This is a genomic window from Silvania hatchlandensis (assembly GCF_025564065.1).
Taxonomy (GTDB): Bacteria; Pseudomonadota; Gammaproteobacteria; order Enterobacterales; family Enterobacteriaceae; genus Enterobacter; species Enterobacter hatchlandensis.
Genome location: NZ_JAMGZK010000009.1, coordinates 1 through 255 on the forward strand (window position 1 = coordinate 1; position 255 = coordinate 255).

Sequence of the window (255 nt, forward strand, 5' to 3'; positions counted from 1 at the left end):
TTTTCGCCTTTCCCTCACGGTACTGGTTCACTATCGGTCAGTCAGGAGTATTTAGCCTTGGAGGATGGTCCCCCCATATTCAGACAGGATACCACGTGTCCCGCCCTACTCTTCGAGTTCACAACATATGCATTTTTGTGTACGGGACTATCACCCTGTACCGTCGGACTTTCCAGACCGTTCCACTAACACACATGCTGATTCAGACTCTGGGCTGTTCCCCGTTCGCTCGCCGCTACTGGGGGAATCTCGGTT

General features: G+C 52.5%; 1 rRNA gene. It reads right to left on the reverse strand.

Annotated features, from left to right (window positions below):
- A 23S ribosomal RNA gene (locus tag M8014_RS22925) occupies positions 1-255 on the reverse strand; the annotation flags it as partial.